The sequence below is a fragment of the Allobosea sp. FG18 genome (genome assembly GCF_057809495.1).
Genome location: NZ_JBMDKB010000002.1, coordinates 36,913 through 53,898, shown reverse-complemented (window position 1 = coordinate 53,898; position 16,986 = coordinate 36,913). Strand labels below are relative to the sequence as shown.

Genomic DNA, 16,986 nt, shown 5'->3' with positions numbered 1-16,986 from the left:
AACCGCGACCAATACCCATAATCTCATCGAACAAATTCACCGCCGTTGAAGGGAAGATTCTCCTTCATACTAGGCACGGAGGCACGCAGGTCAAACCTGCTCTCTCAAATTTCGACCGCCCCGCAATCAGAATCACCCCACGAATACTCAGACGCAGCTTCGGAGAGACCCGCGGCGGAGGGGGCGCCACCGCCATTGGCGCTGGGAGCCGAAGAGGTTATTGACTCTCGGCCATGACCTATACGATCGGCCTTGCCACCACCTTCCACGATCCCGCCATCGCGATCATCGGTCCCGATGGCGCGGTTCTCTTCGCGGAAGCGACCGAGCGCTACCTGCAATACAAGCGCGCGCCGAACTGCGAGCCGGATTCGGCGCCGCGCATGGAAGGGCTGCTCAAGCGCTACATTCCCAAGGATGCCGAGGTCCGCATCGCCACCAGCTGGGGCGAGGATTTCACCGGCTTCCTCGACCAGATGGCCCGCGCCGGCTCCTTCACGCTCGATGCCCTGCTCAAGCTCTCGCCTGAGCTCAACCGTTCGCTGGTGCCGGAACGGACCGAGCGCGCCCTGATCGCCTCGCTCCATCTCGGCCAGCAACGCGCCGGCATGGGCGTGCTGCTCGGGCTCGACCGCGCCTATGGCAAGGCCAATGTCACCGGCCTGAAGCGCTATGGCCACCATCTCAGCCACGCGGCCTATGCCTGCTGGTCCTCGCCCTTCGACAACGCCGCCTGCCTCGTCGTCGACGGCATGGGCGAGACCGGCGCCTCCGCGATCTTCGCGCTGGAGAACAGCAAGCTGCGCGAGGTGAAGCGCCACCGTGGGCGGGAATCGATCGGCTTCTATTTCGGGCTCGTCACCGATCTCGCCGGTTTCGACCAGGCCAAGGGCGAGGAATGGAAGATCATGGGGCTCGCGCCCTATGGCAAGACCGACCCGGAGCTGATGGCGCTGCTGCGCAAGCTCTACAGCATCGAGGGCCACAAGCTCTCCTTCGCCAAGGCGGATATCGTGCAGGGCGTCGCCGCCGAGATCCTGGCGAAGCGCCCGGCGGATGCGCTCGACCAGGGCTGGGCCGATCTCGCCCGCTGCGGGCAGGACGTCTTCGCCGAAATGATGGAAGCACTGCTCGGCGAAGCCGCAGCGCTCGTGCCAGTTGAAAACCTCGTCCTGGCCGGCGGCTGCGCGCTGAACTCGTCCTTCAACGGCAAGATCGCCGGCCGCCACAGCTTCAAGACGGTCTTCGTGCCCTCCGCCCCCGCCGACGACGGCAACGCGATCGGGGCTGCCTGGCTCGCCCATTCCGAGGCCAATCCCGGCTGGCGCGCGCCGAAGGGGCCGTTGACGCCCTATCTCGGCTCGACAGTCTCGACCGAGCCCCTCGAGCGCATGCAGCTCTGGGAAAAGCGCCTGCGCAAGCTCACTCCCGATGAGATCGCGCCCGTCACCGCCAAGCTCCTGACCGAGGGCAAGCTGATCGGCTGGGTGCAGGGCCGCGCCGAGTTCGGCCCGCGCGCGCTCGGCAACCGCTCGATCATCGCCGATCCGCGCCCCGCCGATGCCAAGGACATCCTCAACGCCAAGGTGAAGTACCGCGAGGCGTTCCGCCCCTTCGCGCCCTCGATCCTGGCCGAGCATGCCGCCGACTGGTTCGAGACCTATCAGGACGCGCCCTATATGGAGCGCACGCTGGTCTGGAAGGAAGCTGTCCGCGACCGTGTCCCGGCCGTGGTCCATGAGGACGCGACCGGCCGGCTCCAGAGCGTCACGGCCGAGCGCAATCCGCGCTACCACGCGCTGATCTCGGCCTTCCATGACCTGACGGGCGTGCCGGTGATCCTCAACACCTCGTTCAACATCATGGGCAAGCCGATCCTGCACACGGCGGAGGACGCGATCCTGATGTTCTATACGAGCGGGCTCGACGCGCTGGTGATCGAAGACTGGCTGCTGGTGAAATAGCCGACGGGCGATCAATCCGTCGCGTTGATCGGTCAGATCACGCGAAATCGCTGGTCTCAGGCTGGTTTGTGGTCATTCTTCCGGCCTGCCCGAAGGAGACGACGTCATGCTGAAACTGCGCCCGAACTGCGAATGCTGCGACCGCGACCTGCCGCCGCAATCACGCGACGCCTTGATCTGCACCTTCGAATGCACCTTCTGCAGCGACTGCGTCGAGACGCGCTTTGCCGGCGCCTGCCCGAACTGCGGCGGCGACCTCGTGCGCCGGCCGATCAGACCGGAGCGGCTGCTGGAGAAATACCCGGCCTCGACCGAGCGCGTCCGCAAGCCGCACCCGCAATGCGCGGCCGCTTGAGCGCATCAAAAGACGGCCGATCGATCGGCCAGGGAGTGCGCAATGACGTCCATGCCTGTCGTCTATGGTGCGCCCTACAGCGTCTATGTCCGTGCGGTCCGGCTAGCGCTTGAAGAAAAGGGCGTGGCCTATCGGCTGGACCCGGTCGATGTCTTCGCTGAGAACGGGCCGCCTGCTTCGCTGCTGGAGCGACAGCCATTCGGCCGCATCCCCGCCTTCGAACATGATGGCTTCCAGCTTTACGAAGCCGGCGCCATCGAACGCTATGTCGATGAGGCATTCCCCGGCCCCGCGCTCCAACCTTCCGCGCCGCGCGAACGAGCCCGCGTCAATCAGCTCACGAGCATCCTCGATTCCTACGCCTATCGCACGCTGGTCTGGGACATCTATGTGGAGCGGGTCTCCGCCCCCAAGCAGGGACGCGCGCCGGACGGGGCGCGAATCCAGGCCGCCCTGCCCAAGGCGCAGCTATGCCTGCGTGCGATCAACGACCTGATGGATGGCGGGCCCTTCCTCGCCGGCGCCGAGCTGACGCTGGCCGATCTGCACGCCGCTCCCATGTTCGCCTATTTCGCACTGGCGCTGGAGGCTGAGGCGCTCCTCGCCGCGCAGCCCCTCATCGAGGCCTGGTGGGCGGACATGATGCGGCGGCCTGCCATGCAGGCCACCGCCTATCCCGCCTAAGCGGTTTCGCGGGAAAGATCGGCATAGGGCAGCCCGTGCCCGCTTTCGACGCGGGCGGATGGGCCGTGGCGGCGAGCCTCAGCTCGCCTGCTTGACCGCAATGCCCTTCTCTTCGAAGAGCTGCTGCAGTTCGCCGGCCTGGAACATCTCGCGGGTGATGTCGCAGCCGCCGATGAACTCGCCCTTGACGTAGAGCTGCGGGATCGTCGGCCAGCTCGAATAGGCCTTGATGCCCTCGCGGATCTCCTGATCCTCGAGCACGTTCACGCCCTTATAGGGCACGCCGATATAGCCGAGAATCTGGGCGACCTGGCCGGAGAAGCCGCACATCGGGAATTGCGGCGTGCCCTTCATGAACAGCACCACGTCGTTGTTCTTCACTTCCGCTTCGATGCGGGCATTGACGTCGGACATCGTCTCGTCTCCTGAAGCGGGTTCAAGGCCCGCCGGATGGTCTCGTTCTAATCTTGGGGAACGCTGGTCGTCAGCGCAAGGGCGTGCAGCACGCCGCCCATATTCCCCTGGAGCGCGGCATAGACCATCTGGTGCTGCTGCACCCGGGTCTTGCCCTTGAAGGCGGCCGAGACGACGGTCGCGGCATAGTGGTCGCCGTCGCCGGCCAGATCCTTGATCTCGATCGCCGCATCCGGCAGCGCCGCCTTGATCATGCGCTCGATCTCGTGCGCGTCCATCGCCATGGGTCGAACTCCTCAGGCCGCCTTGCCGGCCATGTAGGTCGGCAGCCAGTCTTCATGGATCTTGCGGAGGTCGGCGATCGCCAGCGCAGGCTCGCCCGGCAGGGCAAGCGAAGCGCCGCCCGTCTTGCCGATGGCGAGCGCCGGCACGCCGGCAGCCTTGGCGGCAGCGATCACGGCATCGGCCTCAGCAGCCGGGACGGTCAGGACATAACGCGCCTGATCCTCGCCGAAGAGCGCGGCATGGACGGGGCCCGCCGGCAGCGTCTCGATGGTCGCGCCAATGCCCTTGGCCATCGCCATCTCGGCCAACGCCACGGCAAGGCCGCCATCCGACAGGTCATGACAGGTCGAGACCTTGCCCGACGTGATCAGCCCGCGCACGAAATCGCCGTTGCGGCGTTCGATCTTGAGATCGACCGGCGGCGGAGCGCCCTCCTCGCGGCCGCAGACGGTCGCGAGATAGGCGCTCTGGCCGAGCCAGCCCGTGGTCTCGCCGATCAGGATGATCGCCTCGTTCTCAGCCTTGAAAGCGACGGTCGCGTGCTTGGTGACATCGGCCATGACGCCGACGCCGCCGATGGTCGGGGTCGGCAGGATCGAGATGCCATTGGTCTCGTTGTAGAGCGAGACGTTGCCGGACACGACCGGGAAGTCGAGCACCTTGCAGGCCTCGCCGATGCCACGAACGCAGCCGACAAGCTGGCCCATGACTTCCGGCTTCTCGGGATTGCCGAAATTGAGGTTGTCGGTGACGGCGAGCGGCGTCGCGCCGGTCGCGGTCAGGTTGCGCCAGGCTTCGGCCACCGCCTGCTTGCCGCCCTCGAACGGATCGGCTTCGCAATAGCGCGGCGTCACGTCGGCGGTCATGGCGAGGCCCCGCGGCCCGTCCTCGATGCGGATCACGCCGGCATCGCCACCCGGCGTCACCGCCGAATTGCCGAGGATCAGCGTATCGTATTGCTCCCAGATCCAGCGCTTGGACGACAGGTCCGGCGAGCCGATCAGCGTCTTCAGCGCCTCGGCATTGCCGCAAGGCGGCGTCACGGTCTCGGCCGCGATGCGCTGCTGCGGCGCGGTCTCGATCCAGGGCCGGTCGTATTCCGGAGCCTCGTCGCCCAGCTCCTTGATCGGCAGGTCGGCCATGACCTCGCCCTGGTGCTTCACGACGAAGCGCAGCGTGTCGGTGGTGTGGCCGATGACGGCGAAGTCCAGACCCCACTTCTTGAAGATCGCCTCGGCGGCATCCTCATGGCCGGGCTTGATCACCATGAGCATGCGCTCCTGGCTCTCCGACAGCATCATCTCATAGGCGCTCATGCCCTCCTCGCGGCAGGGCACCTTGTCCAGGTCGAGCTCGACGCCGAGATCGCCCTTGGCGCCCATCTCGACGGCCGAGCAGGTCAGGCCGGCGGCGCCCATGTCCTGAATCGCGTCGACATGGCCGGCAGCCATGATCTCGAGGCAGGCTTCGAGCAGGAGCTTCTCGGCGAAGGGGTCGCCGACCTGCACGGTCGGACGCTTCTCCTCCGACTTGTCGTCGAATTCGGCCGAGGCCATGGTCGCGCCGTGGATGCCGTCGCGGCCGGTCTTCGAACCGAGATAGACGATCGCCTTACCGACGCCGGAGGCCTTGGCGTAGAAGATCTCGTCGGCCTGGGCGATGCCCACCGCCATCGCGTTGACGAGGATGTTGCCGTCATAGCGCGTGTGGAAGCCGGTGGCGCCGCCGACATTCGGCACGCCAAAGGAATTGCCGTAGCCGCCGATGCCGGCGACGACGCCGGAGACGAGATGGCGGGTCTTGGGATGATCGGGCGAGCCGAAGCGCAGCGCGTCGAGCACCGCGATCGGGCGGGCACCCATGGTGAAGACGTCGCGCAGGATGCCACCGACGCCCGTCGTCGCGCCCTGATAGGGCTCGATGAAGGACGGATGGTTATGGCTCTCCATCTTGAAGACGATGGCGGTGCCCTCGCCGATATCGATGACGCCGGCATTCTCGCCCGGGCCCTGGATCACCCAAGGCGCCTTGGTCGGCAGCGTCTTCAGATGGATTTTCGACGACTTGTAGGAGCAGTGCTCGTTCCACATCGCCGAGACGATGCCGAGTTCCGTGATCGTCGGCTCGCGGCCGATCAGATGCAGGAAGCGCTGGTACTCGTCCGGCTTCAGGCCGTGCTCGGCGACGAGCTGCGGGGTGATCTTGATGTCGTTCGGAATCACGGGCTCAGGGTTCCTGACGGTCCGGCGATAGGGGTTGGCAGGGGCATAGCCTGCCTTAACGTGCGAGACAACGGATTCCCGGCTCGCCCTTGAAGCAGGTTGTTCCGATGTGTATAAAATACACACTTTTTACACATTGAAGTGCTCCGATGCGCACCAATATCGAGCTCGATGACGAGTTGCTCGCCGAAGCGATGGAGGCGACCGGCTTGCCGACCAAGCGCGCGACCGTCGAGGAAGCGTTGCGGCTCGTCGTTCAGCAACATCGCCAGCGCCGCGCCTTGCAAGAGTTGGCCGGCTTGGGTTGGGAAGGCGACCTCGACGCCATGAGGCGGGTTGAAGTGTCGCCGGACCGGCAGTGATCCTCGTCGACTCGTCTGTCTGGATTGCGTTGCTGCGTGGCGAGGCATCGCCCCAAGTCGCGCAACTGACCGCTGTCGAGCACGTCTCCGATATCCTGATCGGAGACCTCATTCTGACGGAGGTATTGCAAGGAGCGCGCGACGACAAGCATGCTGTGACGATCGAAGCGTCGATGTCCGCTTTTCCCATCGTTCCTCTGCTCGGGGCTGCGCTCGCTCCCCGTGCCGCCGCAAACTATCGCCTGCTTCGCCAACGCGGGATCACCATACGCAAGACGGCCGATGTGATCATCGCCACCTATTGCATCGAGCACGGCCATTTGCTGCTTCATCAGGATCGCGATTTCGATCCGATGATCGAGCATTGCGGCCTTCGCGCGCTTTAGTTCAGACCGCCAGCTGTACCAACGCGCCCCTGAGCGGCGCCGGGATCGGCACCGGCTTCTGGTCCACGCGTTCGACATAGACATGGGTGAAGCGCCCTTGCGCCGCCGCCTGCGCGCCGCCTTGCCGGAAGATGCCGATGCGATAGGTGACCGAGCTGTTGCCGAGGCGCTCGACCGCGATCCCGGCCTCCACCGTCTCGGGGAAGGCGACGCTCTCGAAATAGGTGCAAGCCGTCTCGACCACGAGCCCGACGATCTCGCTGCCGGCAAGATCAAGGAAGCCGTTCTCGATCAGCCAGGCATTCACCGCGGTGTCGAACCAGCCGTAATAGACGACATTGTTGACGTGCCCGTAGGCGTCGTTGTCGTGCCAGCGTGTCGGGATGGCGCGGAAGACGCGGAAATCGGCGCGGGTCAGGCGCGGCTGGCGCTCGCTCATCTCTCGCCGCCCGGTTTCTCACCCGCCTTGATCTCCGGCACGCCGAGCGCATCGGCCAGCCGCGCCTTGGCTGAGCCGGGCTTCAGCGGCTTCTGCTGGCTTTCATGCGGCGCCCAGCCGGAGACCCAGACGAATTCGAAGGTCGCGGGCAGGCGTCCATCCGGGTCGGCAAAGCGCTCGGCATAGAGCGAAGCCGCGCGCAGCAGCGTCTCTCGCCGAAGCGGCGTCTTGCGCCGGGCGACGAGCGCGTTGGCCCAGCCCATGGCGCGCAGGTCGCGCAGCAGCCCGAAGGCATCGCGATAGCGCACGGTCACGATCTCGCTGTCGATGACGGGCAATGCGAAACCGGCGCGCTGCAACAGCCCACCGAGATCGCGCAGGTCGGCGAAGGGGGCGACGCGCGGGCTGACCCCGCCCATCGTCTCGCTCTCGGCTTCGAGCAGCGCCTGCCTGAGCTCCTGCAGCGTCCGGCCGCCGAGCAGACAGCCCATGAACAGGCCGTCGGGCTTGAGCGCCCGCTTGATCTGGATGAGCGCGCCGGGCAGGTCGTTGACCCCGTGCAGCGCGAGCAGCGAGACGGCGAGATCGAGCGAGCCGGCTGCGAAAGGCAGGCTTTCGAGATCGCCGACGAGATCGGCCGGCGCCCCTGCGGTTTCCGCCATGCGCAGCAGCCGCCCGGCCCGGCCGGCAAGCACGGGCGCGACGACGGGCAAGGCCGTGCCGAGATCGGCCGCGACCGCGAACTCGCGCAGCACCGCGCCCAGCCGGTCCTTCAGATCATCGGCCGCGCGCTGTAGCAGGAAATCCGGGTAGTCGCCGGCAAGCGCGCGCCTCAGCCGCGAACGGCCGAGCGCCCGGTCGAAGACGAGACTCTGGTCACTCAACTTTGCACCGTCGGCAAGACACAAGCCCTCGTCCCTGGAGACGTCATTCCTATTCGGAATGGCTCCTCAGGACGAGAGCTGAGTTGAACGGGTCCTGCACGACTCAGCGGTCGAGCAGCTTCTCGATTTCCGCGCGCAGTTGCGGGCCGAGATCGCCACGGTCGAGCGCATAGGCGACGTTCGCCGCAAGGAAGCCGATCTTCGAACCGGCATCGTAGATCTCGCCGTCGAAGCGCACAGCGTAGAACGGCTCCTGACGCGACAGGGCGATCATCGAATCGGTGAGCTGGATCTCGCCGCCCGCACCCTTCTCCTGGTTGGCGAGCAGGTTGAAGATCGTCGGCTGCAGAATGTAGCGGCCGGAAATGTGGAGGTTCGACGGGGCCGTGCCTTTCGGCGGCTTCTCGACCATGCCGGTGATCTTCGAGACCTTGGCCTTGGCGTCTTGAACCCCGACGATGCCGTATTGATGCGTCTGGTCGTCCGGCACGGGCGCAACGGCGACATGATTGCCGCCATGCTGCTCATAGGCATCGATCATCTCGGCGAGGCAACCCTTGCCCTGGCTGTAATGCAGCATATCCGGCAGCAGCAGCGCGAAGGGCTCGTCGCCGACGATCTCGCGCGCGCACCAGACGGCATGGCCGAGGCCGAGCGGCGCCTGCTGGCGGGTGAAGCTGGTCGCCCCCGCAGCCGGCAGGTCGTGCTTCAGCGCCTCCAGCTCCTTCACCTTGTTGCGTTTGGCCAGCGTGTCGTCGAGTTCGTAGGCCATGTCGAAATGGTCTTCGATCACCGCCTTGTTGCGGCCGGTGACGAAGATGAAATGCTCGATGCCGGCGGCGCGCGCCTCGTCAACGACATGCTGCACGACCGGACGGTCGACGATGGTCAGCATCTCCTTCGGGATCGCCTTGGTGGCGGGCAGGAAGCGGGTGCCGAGACCAGCGACAGGAAGAACGGCCTTGCGGATGCGTTTCGTCATGCAAAATCCATTGGGCGCGATAGCCTTGCCGAAGCAAGGCGATGGTGGGGGCGGCCGCACAACTGTCATGGTTGCCGGCCATCAGGCGGTATTAGCCGACAGGCCTTGAGAAGCCGTCAACGGTTTTTCGATAGGTTCGGTTCCTGACGAAGATGAGGCGAGAGAGAGACGATGGCGGTATTGGTTTCCGGCGGCGCCGGCTACATCGGCAGCCATATGGTCCTGGAATTGCTCGACCGCGGCGAGAAGGTCGTGGTGCTCGACAATCTCTCCACCGGCTTCTGGTGGGCGGTGCCGCCCGAGGCGATCTTCGTCCAGGGCGATATCGGCAACCAGGAACTCGTCGAGGGCCTGATCGGCGAATATGGGATCAGCGAGATCGCGCATTTCGCCGCCAGGATCGTGGTTCCGGAATCTGTTTCTGACCCTCTGGGCTATTATTTCAACAATACCGTGAAGACCCGCGCCCTGATCGAGAGCGCAGCGCGCAAGGGCGTGAAGCACGTCATCTTTTCCTCCACCGCCGCGGTCTATGGCGAGCCGCCGGTCTCGCCGGTGCCGGAGGAGATCGCGCTGAACCCGATCAACCCTTACGGCCGCTCCAAGCTGATGAGCGAGTGGATGTTGCAGGATGCGGCAAACGCGCATGGCTTCACTTATATCGCCCTGCGCTATTTCAACGTGTCCGGCGCCGATCCGAAGGGGCGCTCCGGCCAGTCCTCACCGAACGCCACCCATCTCATCAAGGTCGCGAGCCAGGCGGCGCTCGGCCAGCGCGACGGCCTCACCGTCTTCGGCACCGATTATGCGACGCCCGACGGCACTTGTGTGCGCGACTACATCCACGTCACCGACCTCGCCCGCGCCCACCTCGCCGCGCTCGATCATTTGCGCGGCGGCGGTGAGAGCCTGACGCTGAACTGCGGTTATGGCCGCGGCTATTCGGTGAAGGAGGTCGTCGAGGTCGTGAAGAAGGTCTCCGGCGTCGATTTCCCGGTGACGCTGGCGGAGCGTCGCGCGGGCGACCCGGCCTCGCTGATCGCCCGCGCCGACCGCATCCGCGCCGAACTGGGCTGGCAGCCCGAGCATGACGACCTCGAACAGATCGTCGGCCAGGCACTCGCCTGGGAAGAGAAGCTCAGGACGAAGAACGCCACGGCCTGAGCAGGCCGTATTTGAGAAGAGACCTTTGTCATCCCGGACGCAGCGAAGCGGAGATCCGGGATCCATGCCAGAGCCTCATTCGGAAGCGCTCCGGCATGGATCCCGGGTCAAGCCCGGGATGACCATGAAGTTCAGAGGCCGCTCGTGAAAGCGCCGCCTCAGGACGCCGCCTCTTCCTCCATCGGCTCGCAGACTTCGAGCACGGTCAGGCGCTTGACGTCGCCGGAGCGCGTCGTCCAGTCGATCGAGCGCTCGACCGCCATGCCGATCAGCGCGACGCCGATCGGTGTCATCACCGAGATGCGGTTCTTCTCGATATCGGCATGCTCAGGCCAGACCAGCGTGATCGTGCTCTCCCGCTTGGTGGTTTCGTCGCGATAGACGATCCGGCTGCCGATCCGGGCATGGTCATGCGAGACGCGCCCCTCCGGCAGGATGCGGGCGCGGTCGAGCTCATGGGTCAGCTCGGCGGCGAGATCGGGCATGGTGTTGGCCGCGCCGGCCGCGATGCGGCTCAGCATGGCATGGTCCGCGGCCGTGACGGTGATGGCGGGACGCTTGGTGGACATCAGGACAGGTCTTTCATCGAAAAGGCGAGCGCCCGCCGGCGGTTGAAATCCGCGCGGCATCAAAAAGGTCGAACTCGCAGGAAAAAGCGGCAGAGCAGGCGCACCCCCGAACCGGAGGCGCCAAGCGCGACAGGCCCGGGGCTAGAAGCCCGCGATAAGGTTGCCCGAGCGGTGCAGACCGCGGCGGAAGGGGGACGCGCTATTCATCACCACAGAATCTGACAATCGCCGGAGCTTGTCAAATCACGAATGCCGCAACGATCGTACCCCGAATTAACCGCTGGTTAATCTTGTTCGGGCGCTGTGAAGATGTTTCCATCCAACATTCGCCGGGAGTGTCCATGCGCCTGTCCGTCATCGCAGCCTCAGTCCTGATCAGCCTGGCACCGGCGCTGGCCCAGACCACCGGCTCGATCAACGTGTCCGGCGCCCATGCCCGCAGCAATGCCCAGGCGACCCCGGCGAGCGCCTCCTTCGACGTCTTCGTGCAACGGCTCTGGCCGCAGGCGCAGGCACGCGGCATCTCGCGCCCGACATTCGACCTCGCCTTCCGCGGCGTGACGCCGGATTCATCCATCGTCGCGCTCACCAAGAAGCAGTCGGAATTCAGCGCCCCGATCTGGAACTATCTGGAGAACGCCGTCGGCGGCTCCCGCATCCAGCGCGGGCGCGAGGCCGCGGCGGAGAATGCCTCCGTCCTCTCCCAGGTCGAGGCGCGCTATGGCGTGCCCAAGGAGATCGTCCTCGGCGTCTGGGGCATGGAGACCAATTACGGCTCGTTCAAGGGCAGCAAGGACGTCATCCGCTCGCTGGCGACGCTCGCCTCGATCCGCTATCGCGGCGACTTCTTCCGCGACGAATTGCTGACCGCGCTGGAGTTGATCGAGAAGGGCCATGTCGAGCGCAGCGAACTGAAGGGCTCCTGGGCCGGCGCCATGGGCCATACCCAGTTCATGCCGTCGAGCTACATGAAATACGCGGTCGACTGGACCGGCGACGGCCATGCCGACATCTGGACCTCGTCGAGCGACGCCATCGCCTCCACCGCCAATTATCTCAAGGGCTATGGCTGGGTGCCGGGCCTGCCCTGGGGCATGGAGGTGACGCTGCCCAACGGCTTCGACCACCGCCTGGACAAGGCGAGCTTCTCCGCCTTCGCGTCTGCCGGCATCCGCCGCGCTGATGGCGGCCGCCTGCCCTCCTCCGGCGCAGGGCGCCTGTTCTACCCGGCCGGTCATACCGGCCCGGTGATGCTGCTGACCGCCAATTTCGACGTCATCAAGAAGTACAATTCCTCGGACGCCTATGCGATGGCCGTCGGTCATCTCGGCGACCGCATCGCCGGGCGCGCCGCCATCCAGGGGAACTGGCCGACCAAAGCACCGCGCCTCGACATGGCTGCGACCCGCGATCTGCAGCACCGCCTGAAGGCGCTCGGTCTCTACAATCACGATGCCGACGGGCGCATCGGCACCGGCACGCGCGAGGCGGTCCGGCGCTATCAGATCAGCGCCGGTGAGATCGCCGACGGCTACCCGACCCCAGCCCTTTTGACCAAGCTGCGCGGCAAACGCTGACTCCGGATCCGTCACCGCCTATAATGGCTGACGAGGGGTAATCACCGGATCGGCCGATGCGCCTGCGCTCGCTTGCCATGGTCTTGGCTGCCGCCTGCCTGCTCCTCGTGACGGGCGGGCCGGTGTCCCTCGCCCAGCAGCAACAGCAGCGCAGCCTGTTCCAGATGTTCTGGCAAATACCGGCGCAGCCGCGGACCGCGCCGCAGCCGCGCCAGCGCGTCGCGCCTGTCGCCCGCCGCCGCGATGCGCCCGTCGTCGTCCGCGACGACCCCGTCATCCCCAAGGTCGATGTCAGCACCCATATTGTCGTGATGGGCGATTCCCTCGCGAACCTCCTTGCGAACGGGCTGGACGACGCCCTCAACAACCGCCCCGATGTCGAGGTGATCCACCGGGCCAAGCCCGATTCCGGCCTGGTGCGGAGCGATTTCTACGACTGGCCGAAGGTCGTTTCCGAGTTGCTCGCCAGCGACCAGAAGATCAGCATCGGCGTGGTCCTGCTCGGTCTCAACGACCGGCAGCCGCTCCGCGAGGGCGAGACCGTCCACGAGCCCTTGAGCCCACGCTGGCTCGAACTCTACCGCGACCGGGTCGACGCCATCGCCAGTGCCTTTTCCGCCAAGCGCGTACCGTTGATCTGGGTCGGCGCGCCGCCGATGCAGAACGGGCGGCTCTCGGCCGACATGATCACCTTCAACGACCTCTACCGCCAGCGCGTCGAGAAAGCGGGCGGGCAATATATCGATCTCTGGGGCGGCTTCGTCGATGCCGAAAACCGCTATGTCGCGACCGGCCCCGACGTCTCCGGCCAGCCGGTGCGCCTACGGCTCGGCGACGGCATTCATTTCACCGCTGCCGGCGCGCGCAAGGCCGCGCATTTCGTCGATCTGGTCATCCGCCGCATGATCGAGGCTGCCCCGCAGAACAGCGTCATCGCCCTGCCCGTCTCGCCCGAGACCGGCGCGCCGAGCGCCCTTGAGCTCCAACCCGGCGGCGTCGAGCGCCTGATCGACCAGATGGTCGCGGGCATTCCGACCATCGGCCTGCCCGCCGCCTTGCAGGCGCGCCCGCTCGCCGGGCCGATCCAGCCGCTCACCGGTCAGGCCGCGCTCTCCGAGCAGCCGCTCCTCGCCTCGATCACCGAGGCGCGCGGGCGTGGCGATGCCGCCCTCCAGCTCGAACGCGTCTTCGGCCAAGGCATCGCGCCGGACCCGGTCCCGGGCCGGCTCGACGATTATCGCTGGCCGCGCTGAGCGCGCCTCACCCCGCCATCAGTCGGTCGAAGACCGGATCGGGATCGTCGACCTCGACCAGTTTCTTAGCCGTGATCACCCAGACCCGCGTCGCCACGGCCCTGACGAAGGCGCGGTCATGGCTGACCAGCAGGCAGGCCGTTTCCTGCTTGATCAGTTCGCTCTCCAGCATGTCCTGCCCCTCGATATCGAGATGGTTGGTCGGCTCGTCCAGCAGGTAGAAATTCGGCTCGGCCAGACGCAGCAGCAGCATTGCGAGTCGCGCCCGCTGCCCACCGGACAGACGCGCCGTCGGCGCGGTCTGCGCCTCGCTCGCGATCCCCGCGCCGGCGAGCACGGTGCGCGCCGTCTGGTCGCCGAGATCGCTGGAGCGCTTCACCGCATCCCAGGGCGTGCGCCAGGCATCGAGCTGCGAGAGGCCCTGATCGGAATAGCCTGCCTTTAGGGTGGCCGCGCCCCGGATATCCGTGTCGGAACCATCAAGCGCCGCCTGCAATCGCGCAACGAAACGCGTCTTGCCGCTGCCATTGGCGCCGAGCAACGCGATCCGGTCTCCCTTCTCGATCCAGAGCGGCCCGGTACGAAACAATACGCGGCCGTCGGGCGTGGCGACCGCGGTTTCCTTGATCGAGACAAGCGCCTTGGCATGGCTGCCGCTGCTGGCGAGCCGGATCGTGCCGGCCGAGCGCTCCTTGTGCCCAGGCTTCGCTCGCTCCTCCAGCTTGTCGGCGCGCTCCGACAACTGCTTGGTCTTGACCACCAGCAGGTCCGACCCGGAATTGATGCCGATATTCTTCAGCTTCGCCGCCTGCTGGCGGATCGCCCGAACCTTGCGCATCTCGTTCTCGAACTGCCGGTCGCGCGCCGCATCGCGCTCCTCCAGCGCCTGCAGGGCGCGCGAATAGGGCAAGGCGAAATCGGCGCTCTCTGCCGGACGCAGGAACAGGGTGCGCGTGCTGACATCGTCGAGGAAGGCGCGATCATGGCTCGCCGCGACCACGGCGCAGTCGCGCGGCAGGTTGGCGAGGAAGCGCTCCAGCAGGCCGATCCGTTCGAGATCGAGATGATTGGTCGGTTCGTCGAGCAAGAGCAGATCGGGTTCGATCACGATGGCCCGCGCCAGCAGCATCGTGCGCTGCCAGCCGCCGGAGAGGCTGCCGACAGCGCGATTGCGCAGGCTCTCCTCGACCATCAGATCGTCGAGCAGCACGTCAACACGCCAGCTTTCGGTCTCGGCCGCCTCGGCATCGAGCGCGTCCAGCACGGCATCGTAGAGGCTCATCGGCAGCAGCCGCTCGGGCGGGTCCTGCGGTGCGAAGGCGGTGACCAGTCCGCGTGATCGGGTCAGCGTCCCGCCGCTCGCCTCCTCCGTGCCGGCCAGGATGCGCAGGAGCGAGGATTTGCCGCGTCCATTGGCGGCGACGAGGCCGAGGCGGTCGCCCTTGGCGATGGCGAGGTCGAGGCCGGCAAAGAGCGGCGCGCTGCGCGCGAGCGAGAGGTCTTTCAGGGTGATCAGGGACATCGGAATCTCATGAAGTCAGGCATGCGCGCAGGAGCGCGCCGAGAAAGGCTGACGATGAGACGACGATGCGTTCCCGGTCAGCCCCGCGAGGTGAAGCGCGGGGCGCAGACAGGTCCGCGGGTGCGGCAATGGAAGCGGCGGCGCGGCGCTTGCTTCCCCTTCTGGTTCGATTCCATGGCGGTGATCATAGCGATGGCGGCGGCAATGAACAGTGGCCGGCTGATCACTTCCAAAGCGAAACCCGCGTCTTGGGCATCCGACAGGAAACGCCAGCCCTCATCCTGAGGAGGCCTGGAAGGGCCGTCTCGAAGGATGGTCCAGATGGTTCGGGAGTCTCCTGGAACATCCTTCGAGACGCGAGCCTTCGGCCCGCTCCTCAGGATGAGGGCTCAAAACCGAGGCACACTTCTTCCATTCACATCGGCAGGATCGTCGCGCCCATCAGTTCCTTGTCGATGGCATGCGCGGCCTGGCGGCCCTCGCGGATCGCCCAGACCACCAGCGACTGGCCGCGGCGCATGTCGCCGGCGACGAAGACCTTGCCGACGCTGGTCTTGTAGTCGCGGTCATTGGCGACGACGTTGGCGCGCTTGTCCACGGCCGCGCCAGATTGCGCGATCATGCCCTCGATCACCGAGCCGGCAAAGCCGATGGCGAGGAAGCAGAGATCGGCCTGGAGCACGAATTCGGTGCCGGGGATCGGCTTGCGCTTCTCGTCGACGCGGGCGCATTTCACGCCGGTGAGCTTGCCGTTGCGGCCTTCGAGCCCGAGCGTCGCCGCCTGGAACTCGCGCTCGGCACCCTCGGCCTGCGAGGACGAGGTGCGGAACTTCGTCGGCCAATACGGCCAGACGGTGAGCTTGTCCTCGATCTCCGGCGCCATCGGCCGGATATCGAGCTGCGTCACCGAGAGCGCGCCCTGCCGGAAGGCGGTGCCGACGCAGTCCGAGGCCGTATCGCCGCCGCCGACCACGACGACATGCTTGCCCGCCGCGCTGATCGGTTCGAGGCCGGAGACATCCTCGCCGCCGACGCGCTTGTTCTGCTGGGTCAGGTACGGCATCGCGTAATGGACGCCGGCGAGATTGGTATCCGGCAGACCGGGATCGCGCGGCGCTTCCGCCCCGCCGGTCATCAGCACCGCGTCGTGCTCGGCCATCAGCGTGGCGAAAGGCAGGTTGACGCCGATATTGGCGTTGTAGTGGAAGGTCACGCCTTCCGCCTCCATCTGCTTCACCCGGCGGTCGATATGCTTCTTCTCCATCTTGAAGTCGGGGATGCCGTAGCGCAGCAGGCCGCCGGCCTTGGCCTCGCGCTCATAGAGATGGACATCGTGCCCGACGCGGGCGAGCTGCTGCGCCGCCGCCATGCCGGCAGGACCGGAGCCGACGATGGCAATGCGCTTGCCGGTGCGCTTGGCCGGGATTTCCGGCGCGATCCAACCCTCTTCCCAGCCCTTGTCGGCGATGGCCTGCTCGATCGTCTTGATCGTCACCGGCATGTTCTCGAGGTTGAGCGTGCAGGCCTCCTCGCAGGGCGCCGGGCAGATGCGTCCGGTGAACTCCGGGAAATTGTTGGTGGAGTGGAGGTTGCGCAGCGCATCCTCCCAGCCGCCGGAATAGACCAGCTCGTTCCAGTCCGGAATCTGGTTATGGACCGGGCAACCGGTCGGCCCGTGGCAGAACGGGATGCCGCAATCCATGCAGCGCGCCGCCTGCTTCTTGATATCGCGCTCCTCCAAGGGAAGCGTGAACTCGCGGAAGTGGCGGATGCGGTCGCCGGCGAGCTGATACTTCTGCTCCTGCCGGTCGAATTCGAGAAAGCCCGTGACCTTGCCCATGCCGTTTCTCTCGCCGTGTGCGCGGGGCGTCCCCGTGCGCGTGCCTTAACCTGATCGAGATGCCGGGACCGTGACGGCCCCGGC

At 66.2% G+C, this 16,986-nt stretch carries 17 protein-coding genes; 8 read left to right on the top strand and 9 right to left on the bottom strand.

All coding sequences use genetic code 11. The features are described from left to right. Positions 1-233 precede the first annotated feature (233 nt). The 3 genes from ACODTJ_RS02450 to ACODTJ_RS02440 all read left to right on the top strand — a co-directional run bounded on the left by ACODTJ_RS02450 (position 234) and on the right by ACODTJ_RS02440 (position 3,003). Positions 234-1,964, top strand: a complete 1,731-nt coding sequence (locus ACODTJ_RS02450; protein ID WP_454655652.1) for a carbamoyltransferase family protein — start codon at positions 234-236, stop codon at positions 1,962-1,964. Between the two features lie 106 nt (positions 1,965-2,070). Continuing rightward, a complete protein-coding gene (locus tag ACODTJ_RS02445) occupies positions 2,071-2,319 on the top strand; it encodes a DUF1272 domain-containing protein (protein ID WP_454655651.1) in 249 nt (82 codons plus the stop codon). Positions 2,320-2,361: 42 nt separating this feature from the next. Further along, complete coding sequence (locus ACODTJ_RS02440) at positions 2,362-3,003, top strand: glutathione S-transferase family protein (RefSeq protein ID WP_454655650.1); 642 nt, start codon at positions 2,362-2,364, stop codon at positions 3,001-3,003. Between the two features lie 78 nt (positions 3,004-3,081). Here the strand turns inward: ACODTJ_RS02440 and grxD are convergent, their stop codons facing one another. Genes grxD through purL form a run of 3 tightly spaced genes read right to left on the bottom strand, consistent with a single transcriptional unit; the run spans position 3,082 to position 5,924 of the window. Next, entirely contained in the window at positions 3,082-3,417 is a 336-nt protein-coding gene (grxD, locus tag ACODTJ_RS02435; protein ID WP_454655649.1) for a Grx4 family monothiol glutaredoxin, read from the bottom strand. Positions 3,418-3,464: 47 nt separating this feature from the next. Continuing rightward, positions 3,465-3,701, bottom strand: a complete 237-nt coding sequence (locus ACODTJ_RS02430) for a BolA family protein (RefSeq protein ID WP_061970071.1) — start codon at positions 3,699-3,701, stop codon at positions 3,465-3,467. 12 nt (positions 3,702-3,713) lie between these two features. Beyond that, positions 3,714-5,924, bottom strand: a complete 2,211-nt coding sequence (gene purL / locus ACODTJ_RS02425) for a phosphoribosylformylglycinamidine synthase subunit PurL (protein ID WP_454655648.1) — start codon at positions 5,922-5,924, stop codon at positions 3,714-3,716. A 149-nt stretch (positions 5,925-6,073) separates the two neighbouring features. Here purL and ACODTJ_RS02420 point away from each other — a divergent pair, with 149 nt between their 5' ends. Together ACODTJ_RS02420 and vapC are read left to right on the top strand one after the other, a co-directional pair. Then, positions 6,074-6,286, top strand: a complete 213-nt coding sequence (locus tag ACODTJ_RS02420; RefSeq protein WP_454655647.1) for a type II toxin-antitoxin system VapB family antitoxin — start codon at positions 6,074-6,076, stop codon at positions 6,284-6,286. Next, positions 6,283-6,672 (top strand): type II toxin-antitoxin system VapC family toxin, encoded by a 390-nt coding sequence (gene vapC / locus ACODTJ_RS02415; protein WP_454655646.1) that lies wholly within the window; start codon positions 6,283-6,285, stop codon positions 6,670-6,672. The genes ACODTJ_RS02420 and vapC overlap by 4 nt, the downstream gene beginning before the upstream one ends. A 1-nt stretch (position 6,673) precedes the next feature. Here vapC and ACODTJ_RS02410 read toward each other — a convergent pair whose 3' ends face one another. The 3 genes from ACODTJ_RS02410 to galU all read right to left on the bottom strand — a co-directional run bounded on the left by ACODTJ_RS02410 (position 6,674) and on the right by galU (position 8,977). Continuing rightward, positions 6,674-7,111: an acyl-CoA thioesterase gene (locus ACODTJ_RS02410; protein WP_454655645.1), complete on the bottom strand. Its 438-nt coding sequence runs from the start codon at positions 7,109-7,111 to the stop codon at positions 6,674-6,676. Continuing rightward, positions 7,108-7,995, bottom strand: coding sequence for a methyltransferase domain-containing protein (locus ACODTJ_RS02405; protein WP_454655644.1), 888 nt, complete (start codon positions 7,993-7,995; stop codon positions 7,108-7,110). Before ACODTJ_RS02405 ends, ACODTJ_RS02410 begins: the two co-directional genes overlap by 4 nt. Before the next feature lie 103 nt (positions 7,996-8,098). Beyond that, on the bottom strand, positions 8,099-8,977 hold the full coding sequence (galU, locus tag ACODTJ_RS02400) for a UTP--glucose-1-phosphate uridylyltransferase GalU (RefSeq protein WP_454655643.1): 879 nt from the start codon (positions 8,975-8,977) through the stop codon (positions 8,099-8,101). Positions 8,978-9,148: 171 nt separating this feature from the next. On the opposite strand from galU, the gene galE reads away from it, so the two are divergent. Further along, positions 9,149-10,141 (top strand): UDP-glucose 4-epimerase GalE, encoded by a 993-nt coding sequence (galE, locus tag ACODTJ_RS02395; RefSeq protein ID WP_454655642.1) that lies wholly within the window; start codon positions 9,149-9,151, stop codon positions 10,139-10,141. A 158-nt stretch (positions 10,142-10,299) separates the two neighbouring features. On the opposite strand, the gene rnk is transcribed toward galE, so the two are convergent. After that, positions 10,300-10,710: a nucleoside diphosphate kinase regulator gene (gene rnk, locus ACODTJ_RS02390; RefSeq protein WP_488847517.1), complete on the bottom strand. Its 411-nt coding sequence runs from the start codon at positions 10,708-10,710 to the stop codon at positions 10,300-10,302. Positions 10,711-11,051: 341 nt separating this feature from the next. Here rnk and ACODTJ_RS02385 point away from each other — a divergent pair, with 341 nt between their 5' ends. After that, the gene (locus ACODTJ_RS02385) at positions 11,052-12,287 is read left to right on the top strand and encodes a lytic murein transglycosylase (RefSeq protein WP_454655640.1); all 1,236 of its coding nucleotides are present in this window, start codon (positions 11,052-11,054) and stop codon (positions 12,285-12,287) included. Positions 12,288-12,343: 56 nt separating this feature from the next. Next, a complete protein-coding gene (locus ACODTJ_RS02380; protein WP_454655639.1) occupies positions 12,344-13,540 on the top strand; it encodes an SGNH/GDSL hydrolase family protein in 1,197 nt (398 codons plus the stop codon). A gap of 7 nt (positions 13,541-13,547) precedes the next feature. On the opposite strand, the gene ACODTJ_RS02375 is transcribed toward ACODTJ_RS02380, so the two are convergent. Beyond that, complete coding sequence (locus ACODTJ_RS02375) at positions 13,548-15,062, bottom strand: ABC-F family ATP-binding cassette domain-containing protein (RefSeq protein ID WP_454655638.1); 1,515 nt, start codon at positions 15,060-15,062, stop codon at positions 13,548-13,550. A gap of 415 nt (positions 15,063-15,477) precedes the next feature. Continuing rightward, entirely contained in the window at positions 15,478-16,902 is a 1,425-nt protein-coding gene (locus ACODTJ_RS02370) for a glutamate synthase subunit beta (RefSeq protein ID WP_454655637.1), read from the bottom strand. Between the last annotated feature and the right edge of the window lie 84 nt (positions 16,903-16,986).